Raw genomic sequence first — 4086 nt, 5'->3', positions numbered from 1 at the left:
GGCAATTACGTGACCTTTCTGCAGGCCCACCAGCAGGGCGCTGGTGGAACGTCAAGCACCCGTCGGCGTACGCGCGAAGGGTCTCCGCCGGGGTCTCGCCCGGCCTGGCGCGAGAGATCCTCACCGAGGACGAGCAGCGCATCGAGGAGGTCATGCTCCGCGTGCGGCTCGCCGACGGGCTGCCGCTCTCCGCCGCCGACCCGGCCGGCGCGGCGAAGGCGCTGGCCGGGGGGCTGCTGGAGGCGGCGGCGTTCGAGCGCGGGCGCGCCGTGCTGACGCTGCGCGGGCGGCTGCTGGCCGACGCGGTGGTGCGCGACCTCACCTGAGTCCACGTGCGGCCTCGCCTGTGTCGCGTGGCCGGTGCGGCGGCCTCGCCTGTAGGTCTCGTAGCCGGTGCGGCGGCCTCGCCTGTGCTCGCGTGGCCGCCGCGGTCCTACTTGATGAAGCGGTAGGTCATCGGATACTTGTAGAGCGTTCCCTCGTTCGCCTTGAGGCCGGCGATGATCGAGAAGACGATCACCACGACCCAGGTCACGATCGGGAGGAAGGCGAGCAGGCCGAAGGTGCAGACGCCGATGATCGAGGCGAGCACCGTCACGATGGCCCAGGTGATCTGGAAGTTCAGGGCCTCGACGGCATGCGCGCGGACGGCCGGCGACTGGCTGCCCTTGGCCAGGAAGCCGACGAGCGGCGCGATGAAGCCGACGACCGCGCCGCCGAAGTGCGAGATCAGGATCCAGGTCTTGTCGTCGTTGGCGGCGCCGGGCTGGCCGTAGGGCTGCTGGCCGTAAGGCTGCTGCCCGTAGCCCTGCTGGCCGTAAGGGTCCGCGCCGTAGGGCTGGCCGTAGGGGCCTCCGCTGGACGGCGGCGGGGAGTAGCCGCCGGCCCCGCTCGACGGCGGCGGGGAGTAGCCGCCGGCCCCGCTGGACGGCGGCGGGTTGTAGGACGGCGGGGGCGGCGGGGTCGAGCCGGGCGGTGTGTAGGGCGGGGGCGGCGGGTTGAACGGCGTCGTGGGGTCGTTGCCGTCCCCGGGCGGGCGCGGTGGCTCAGTCATGGCTGACACGGTAGAGCCGCTGGTCGAGCCGGGCCAGAGGGGTCCCCGGACGGTCGATCATCGCGCGCGGGGCGGCGGCGACGTAGACTGGCACTCGACTTCAGCGAGTGCCAGGTCCTGGCGGGGAGAGGGGGAGGGGTCATGAGTCTGGATGACCGCAAGCTCGAGGTGCTCCGCGCCATCGTCGAGGACTATGTCGCGACGCAGGAGCCGGTGGGCAGCAAGGCCCTGGTCGAGCGGCACCGCCTCGGGGTCTCCCCGGCGACGGTGCGCAACGACATGGCGGTGCTGGAGGAGGAGGGCTACATCCGGCAGCCGCACACCAGCGCCGGCCGGGTGCCCACCGACGCCGGCTACCGGCTGTTCGTCGACCGGCTGTCCCGGGTCAAGGCCCTGAGCCCCGCCGAGCGCCGGGCGATCGAGCGCTTCCTGGCGGGCGCGGTCGACCTCGACGACGTCGTGCACCGCACGGTCCGGCTGCTCGCCCAGCTCACCCGGCAGGTCGCCGTCGTGCAATACCCGAGCCTGTCCCGCTCGTCGGTGCGGCACCTGGAGCTGGTCCCGATCTCGTCGACCCGGCTCATGCTGGTGATGATCGCCGACACCGGCCGCGTCGAGCAGCGCCTGGTGGAGCTGCCCGCCCCGACCGGCGCCGACGACGTGCTCGACATGCGCGGCAAGGCCAACGCCAAGCTCGCCGGGCAGAAGATGGCCGACACGCCGCCGCTGGTGCAGGCCCTGGTCGACGAGTGCCCGGCGGAGAAGCGCACGACCATGGCGTGTCTCGCGTCCGTGCTGCTGGAGACTTTGGTCGAGCGCAGCGACGAGCGGCTCGCCCTGGCCGGCACCGCCAACCTGACCCGGGGCGGCGTGCTGGACTTCCAGGGTTCGCTGCGGCCGGTGCTCGAGGCGCTCGAGGAGGAAGTGATTCTTCTCAAGCTCATCGGCGAGGTCGAGCCCAGCACGACCCGGGTGCGCATCGGCGACGAGAACGAGATCGACAACCTGCGGGCCGCCTCGGTGGTCAGCACGGGTTACGGACCGGGAGCGACAATCGTTGGTGGCCTCGGTGTGCTGGGGCCGACCAGGATGGATTACCCCGGCACGATAGCCACCGTCCGTGCGGTCGCACGGTACGTTGGCGATCTGCTGGCACAGAACTGACGCAAAGCGACGATGATCTCCAGCGCGTAGCGCGGGGCAGACATGAGGACTCGAAACCCTGTGGCCAAGGACTACTACGGAATTCTCGGTGTGACCCGGGAAGCCACCGACGACGAGATCAAGCGCGCCTATCGCAAGCTGGCCCGTCAGTACCATCCGGACGTCAACCCGGATCCCGAGGCGCACGAGAAGTTCAAGGACATCAACGCCGCCTACGAGGTTCTCTCCGACGACCAGAAGCGCCAGATCGTCGACCTCGGCGGCGACCCCCTCGCGCCCGGCGGCGGCGGGGGCCCCGGTGGCCCCGGCGGGCCAGGTGGCGCGGGCCCGTTCGTCGGCTTCCAGGACATCATGGACGCCTTCTTCGGCACGGCGGCCGGCGGCGGCTCCCGCGGCCCGCGCCCGCGCACCCGCCCCGGCGCCGACGCGATCCTGCGCCTGGAGCTCGACCTGGTCGAGACGGCCTTCGGCGTCGAGGCCCCGATCACCGTCGACACGGCCGTCCTGTGCACCCAGTGCTCCGGCGCGGGCACCGCCCCCGGCACCCACCTGGCGACCTGCGAGACCTGCGCCGGCCGCGGCGAGGTCCAGTCGGTGCAGCGCACGTTCCTGGGCCAGGTCGTCTCGTCGCGCCCCTGCCAGACCTGCCAGGGCTACGGCACGATCATCCCGCACCCCTGCCCCACCTGCGCCGGCGACGGCCGCATCCGCACCCGCCGCTCGCTGACCGTGAAGATCCCGGCGGGCGTCGAGGACGGCATGCGCATCCGCCTGGCCCAGCAGGGCGAGGTCGGCCCCGGCGGCGGCACGGCCGGTGATCTCTATGTGGAGATCCACGAGCGGCCCCACGACGTCTACTCCCGCAAGGGCGACGACCTGCACTGCCGGGTCACCCTGCCGATGACCGCCGCGGCGCTGGGCACCCGCCTCACGATCAAGACCCTCGACTCCGAGGAGAACATCGAGGTCAAGCAGGGCACCCAGCCCGCGTCCACGCTGCGGGTCCGCGGCAAGGGCGTGCCGCACCTGCGCGGCCAGGGGCGGGGCGACCTGTTCGTCCACCTCGACGTCAAGACGCCGACCAAGCTCACCGCGGACCAGGAGCGGATGCTGCGCGACTTCGCCAAGACGCGCGGGGAGGACGTGGCGGAGCTCAGCAAGCAGGGGGGATTCTTCTCGCGGATGCGGGACGCCTTCAACGGACATTAAGGGCAAGATCAAGAGCTTCATGTCGTAGCGGGGTGGGGGGTACAGGCCGTCGCTCCCGCCGAGGGCCCGGAGGAGCTTTGCTGGCCGCTGACGCGTCCAGAGCGCAAAGCCCCACCGGGCGACGTGCGTGAGTGGTTGCGCCCGAAAACACCCCGCTCCGGGCCGCCCGGTCAGCACCCGCGCTCGGGCCGCCCGGTCAGGACGTGCAGCCGGCCGCCTGGTCAGCGCGTGCGCTGGGGCCGCTCGGTCAGAGCATGCGCCGCGGCCTCCGGTCAGGGCGTGCGCTGGGGCTGCCCGGTCAGGGCGTGCAGCCGGGCCGCCCGGTCAGGGCGCGCGCTCGGGACGCCGGATCAGAGCGTCCGCGGTCGCCGGATCAGCGTCCCGCGCCCCGGCGGCCGGATCGGTGGGGGCCGGTGCCGGCGAGGCGTCGAAGGGCGCCACGTCCAGCGCGCGGATCACCTCGGTGTAGTCGCCGTTGACCGTCGGCACGGCGACGGCACCCGGGGCGGTGCCCTGCTCCACCCAGTCCATCAGCGGCTGGAGGAACTCCGGGAGGCCGATCTCGGAGGGCGCCCCGCCGGCCTCGGGCCCGAAGAGGCAGTGGTAGCCCGCCGGGATCATGTAGAGCCGCGTGAACGCCGAGGCCCCGCCCCGCCGCT

General features: G+C 72.6%; 4 protein-coding genes and 1 pseudogene. 3 read left to right on the top strand and 2 right to left on the bottom strand.

Translation table 11 applies throughout. From position 1 onward, the window contains the following. Positions 1 to 326: pseudogene (locus RBH18_RS43290) on the top strand (hypothetical protein); the annotation flags it as partial. Positions 327 to 433: 107 nt separating this feature from the next. Here the strand turns inward: RBH18_RS43290 and RBH18_RS43285 are convergent. Continuing rightward, positions 434 to 1054 carry a DUF4870 domain-containing protein gene (locus tag RBH18_RS43285; protein WP_306216340.1) on the bottom strand — a complete coding sequence of 207 codons (621 nt, stop codon included), beginning with the start codon at positions 1052 to 1054 and terminating at the stop codon, positions 434 to 436. A gap of 141 nt (positions 1055 to 1195) precedes the next feature. Between RBH18_RS43285 and hrcA the strand changes: the two genes are divergently transcribed. Together hrcA and dnaJ are read left to right on the top strand one after the other, a co-directional pair. Next, positions 1196 to 2218 (top strand): heat-inducible transcriptional repressor HrcA, encoded by a 1023-nt coding sequence (gene hrcA, locus RBH18_RS43280; RefSeq protein WP_306216339.1) that lies wholly within the window; start codon positions 1196 to 1198, stop codon positions 2216 to 2218. A 60-nt stretch (positions 2219 to 2278) separates the two neighbouring features. Continuing rightward, positions 2279 to 3427: a molecular chaperone DnaJ gene (gene dnaJ, locus RBH18_RS43275; RefSeq protein WP_306216342.1), complete on the top strand. Its 1149-nt coding sequence runs from the start codon at positions 2279 to 2281 to the stop codon at positions 3425 to 3427. 324 nt (positions 3428 to 3751) lie between these two features. Here the strand turns inward: dnaJ and RBH18_RS43270 are convergent. Continuing rightward, the coding region (locus tag RBH18_RS43270; protein ID WP_306216338.1) for a tannase/feruloyl esterase family alpha/beta hydrolase at positions 3752 to 4086 on the bottom strand (335 nt) is incomplete at its 5' end.

Source organism: Actinoplanes oryzae, from assembly GCF_030757795.1.
Lineage (GTDB): Bacteria > Actinomycetota > Actinomycetes > Mycobacteriales > Micromonosporaceae > Actinoplanes.
Note: the sequence above shows the minus strand (reverse complement) of the source record. Positions and strands in the feature narration are given on the sequence as shown.